Below are 3,896 nucleotides of genomic sequence, written 5' to 3' on the forward strand. Positions count from 1 at the left end.
GGACCCGAGCCCGCGTCCGGCATCCGGCGCGGCGGTCGGCGAGCCCGGGTGCGACCCGGCCCGAACCAGCCCGGCGACCCGGGAGGTCACCCGCGGGACCGCCGGCACCTCCCGAGGTGGACCCCGACCACCGCACGCCTTGCTCGGGCGGCGATCCGCTCACACCCGACCACCCGGTCAGCCGGCGCGGCACGCTCCATCGAGGACGGACCAGCGGTCAACGGCACGTGTGATCGTCGAACCCCCCGGACGTCACCTCGGAAGCAGAATAGAACTCGATTCCGCGCGACGGAGCGCATCGACCCGGGTCGAGCCGAAGGGGCGAGCGCCGGTCGGACCGGGGGCGGAGAAATCCGACCGATCATCCCCCTGGCGCGTAGACGATTTTCGGCGTAGGTCGCTACCCACGAGTAATTTTCCGGTGAAAATACTTACGGACCGTGGAATCTTCGGCGCGCGGCTGTCGAACACCGCGGCTCGACCCGCCGCGCGGAGAGCCTGCTCAGACATCGTACGGGGGGCGCGGAATGGGGTCCACCATGGCGTCGAAGCCCCGGGGCAGCTGCGCGACGAGGTCCTGGAACTCGCCCACCGTCACCGTGTCCCGCAGCGTCGCGAGCACCGCGCGCGTGCCCACCTCCGCGACCGCCGGGTCCACCGCCGAGCGCTCGGCGACCCGGTACAGGAACTCCACCGCCGCACCGGTCGTCCCGGTGCCCTCGGGCGCCGCGAGGTAGCCGCCCACGTCGTCCGGCAGTTGCGCGGCCAGGTCACCGGCCTCGTCGGCGGTGATCCGCTCGGCGAGGGTCTGCAGCACCGCGCGGGAGACCGTCGCGGCCTGGTCCGTGGACAACTCGGCCCGACGCGCCACCGCCTCGACGAACAGGGGAAACCGCACGCCACCCTCCCCCCTCGCGCCGCCGCCACGACCCGGTGCCGCCCCGCCGGCCCCGCCGACTACCCCGCACCCACCCCCACCAAACGACCCCACCCCGCCGTGCGATCTTGCACTGAGGGCCCCGGCAAAAGGGACCTATGCGACGTCTCGCGGGAACCGCCGCCTGTTCGATCAGATGCGAACAGGCGATGGTTGGCGCGCGCCTCGAACACCGGTTCGTCGAGCTGGTAACGCTGCCGCGGGCTCCAGGCGACGGAATACCGATCGACTAATCGGGGCTTGATCTTCAAGCGACAGGGTCTTGACCTGCGGCTTTACCGGCCTCTCGCAGGGATGCGGCGAAGCGCCCTCGTCAGCTCCTCGTTCGGTGCAGCCAATCCTGGGTTAGCGACCGCATCAGCGCGGGTTGTTCGAACGGCAGGTAATGTCCGGCCGCGTCAACCACGGTGAAGGCGCCTCGGGGATAGTGGCGCATGGAGCGGAACTGGTCGGCATAGCCGACTATCCTGTCCTGTCGCCCGGTGATCACGGTGACCGGACCGCCGAAGACGATGTCGGCGTCCTCGTCGGGAAGCGCAAAGTCAGGGCCCCCTCGTAGCTCCTCTTGGAACTTTTCATCGCCGGGCCCGCCGGACTCCAAGGCCGCGAGCACCGTCGCGACGACAGTCGACGTGCGATGGCCCAAGGCCGCGTCAAGGTGAGGGCGCAGTTCGGCGGGGGCGCCGTCCAGCCAACCCGTGGGCGCTGCGGGCGGCTCAAGCTCAGGCAGATCCCGACTTCCTCGCGACATCTTGACCCCCGGGCTGACGAGAAGCAGGCCGCGGACGATCTCCGGCCGCTGACGCGCGATCCCCGCGGCGAGGTAGGCGCCGTAGGACGCACCAGCCAGCAGGACCGGCGCGCCGACGTGGCGGTCGAGCCACGCGCACACGGCGTCCAGCACCGCCTGGGATGCGGCTGGGCAGTCCGTTGGAGAGTCTCCGTGGCCGGGCAGATCCAGGTACACCTCCCGCAGTTCCACACCCGCGAATGCAGGAGTGAAGGCCGCAGCCATGGCTGCGCGCGTCATGCCGAACATCGGAAGGCACACAACCACCGGTCCGGCTCGCCCTGATTCATCAAACGCTATGTCCACGTCGAAATCCCTATAGATGTCGTCAACGAGTACCGTGTTCGGGACACGGCCACCGAAGGGCTGGCCGTATCCCTATTGGGACCCTGTCACTCTCCATCAGTGAGCGTGGAGTCGCTGACGGTGGGCGCGAGGCGATAGAGAGCAGTCAAGCCGGTGGCGATCACGCCGAAGGCGATGATGGCGATGGCGCAGAGCAGCAAGGTCTCGCGGGCGCCGAGGGCACTCACGAGCGGGCCGCCGAGCATGGTGCCCGCCGGTACTGCCACCACCGTGACGGCACCATTAGCGGCGAGGACCTGCGGCCGGTTCACGGTCGTCGTGCTGCGCTGGAACAACGCCATCGACGTGGGCATGTACGGCGCCCACACCGCCCCGCCGATGGCAAAGGACAGCAGGGACAGACCGGCGGGTGCGCCCAGTCCGAGGGGCAGCATGGTGAGACCGAAGCCCACGACGATGCCGATGGTGACGACCCACAGCGACCAGCGACGTAGGTAGCCGACGGTCAAGCCACCGATAAGGGCACCCGCACCGAATGCCATGTAGTAGGTGCCGAGCAGGGTCGCCGAGGCGTGCAGTTCGTCGGTGATGTAGAGGGGAAGGGCGACGTAGACGGGACCGAAGAGAAAGAAGAACCCGAAGCTCAGAGTGAGCAGGCCGAGCAGGCTACGGTTGCGGCGGATGACGCCGAAGCCAGCAGTGCGTGAGGCGCCGGCCTGCGTCGGTGTCGGCCTGCCGGTGGCGGGTACGGCCAGGTGGTAGGTGAGCGCAAGGACGGCGAAGGTGGCCGCGTCGATGGCGATCACCCAAACTGCTCCGCCCCAACTGATCAGGAGCCCGGCGAGCGGAGGGCCACCGATGGTGGCCATCTCGGCGATGATGCCGAGGACGCCGTTGCCCGCCAGATGGTGGCGCACCGGGAGCACCTCGGCGATCAACGTGTAGCGTCCCGCCGAACCCCACGAGTGCAACAGCGACGAGACGGCCAGCAAGGTCACGTACAACCCGAGGCTCAGTGCCCCGGCGACGTAGGCGACCGGAATCGCCGCAAGCGCCCCGGCGCGCAGGGTCGCGTCCCACCCGGCCAACTGCGCGCCCCCACGCCCACCCAACACCCGGCCGAACACCAGGGTGCCCACCACGCTGGGCACGGTGTACGCGGCCACCGCGATCGCCACCCACAGGCCACGCTGCCCCGGCGACGCCAACTGCAACGCCAACCAGCTCACCGCCACGACCGCCATGCCATCACCCAGGGCGGACACCGTTAGACCGGGCAGGATCCGACGCAGCAACGAATGGCTCAGCACAGGCCAGTACGGCGATGAATACGGGAATCGCCGCGCCACGGTCGCGGGTGTCATCCGGTCACTGAACACCACGAGCAGCAGCGACATCAATAAAGGTAGCTGTCAGCATAATCCGCTCACAGCCGAACCTGTGCCCAGTCCACTTGACCATCCGCCCGCCGCAGTCGTCTCGGCACAGTTCTCCACGACCGCAGCGGACGGCAGGCCGCTTCGGCTACGGTCCGTGACGCGCACCGGCAGCGGCCGGCGCACGGACGAGGAACTCGCTCCGAACGAATACGCGAGTCTGCCAGTCCACCAAGTGCAAGATCGCCGGGGCGGGGTTGGGGGTCAGCCGCCGAGGGGGGCGCCGCGCCACTGCCAGGTCTGGCGGCGGGGGCGGGTGGGCAGCTCCAGGCGGCCCGTGCACCAGCGCAGCGCGGTCCACGGGTCGGTGTCGGCCAGGCCGGACGCCACCTCCGGGAAGAGCCGCGCGACGACCCGTGGCTGACCACCGACGAGTTCATGAACGCGCTCGACGAGAACCTGGCTCGCAAGCTCGCCGCCTGACGTG

3 protein-coding genes and 1 pseudogene are annotated in these 3,896 nt (G+C 69.5%); all 4 read right to left on the minus strand.

Translation table 11 applies throughout. The annotated features are described in order from the left end of the window. Positions 1 to 502: 502 nt before the first annotated feature. Entirely contained in the window at positions 503 to 898 is a 396-nt protein-coding gene (locus tag HUW36_RS27580; RefSeq protein ID WP_174530810.1) for a DUF2267 domain-containing protein, read from the minus strand. Between the two features lie 352 nt (positions 899 to 1,250). Then, on the minus strand, positions 1,251 to 1,976 hold the full coding sequence (locus HUW36_RS27585) for an alpha/beta fold hydrolase (RefSeq protein ID WP_174530811.1): 726 nt from the start codon (positions 1,974 to 1,976) through the stop codon (positions 1,251 to 1,253). A 143-nt stretch (positions 1,977 to 2,119) separates the two neighbouring features. After that, positions 2,120 to 3,433 carry an MFS transporter gene (locus tag HUW36_RS27590; RefSeq protein ID WP_174530812.1) on the minus strand — a complete coding sequence of 438 codons (1,314 nt, stop codon included), beginning with the start codon at positions 3,431 to 3,433 and terminating at the stop codon, positions 2,120 to 2,122. 240 nt (positions 3,434 to 3,673) lie between these two features. Beyond that, positions 3,674 to 3,896 (minus strand): annotated as a pseudogene (locus tag HUW36_RS27595) (hypothetical protein); the annotation flags it as partial.

Origin of the sequence: Micromonospora maritima, from assembly GCF_902825405.1 — a bacterium.
In the GTDB taxonomy this organism is placed as follows: domain Bacteria; phylum Actinomycetota; class Actinomycetes; order Mycobacteriales; family Micromonosporaceae; genus Micromonospora; species Micromonospora maritima.

What these genes read in the sequence shown, in the direction of transcription:
- HUW36_RS27585 (WP_174530811.1), bottom strand. Translation starts at nt 1,976, where the DNA reads ATGTTCGGCATGACGCGCGCAGCCATGGCTGCGGCCTTCACTCCTGCA.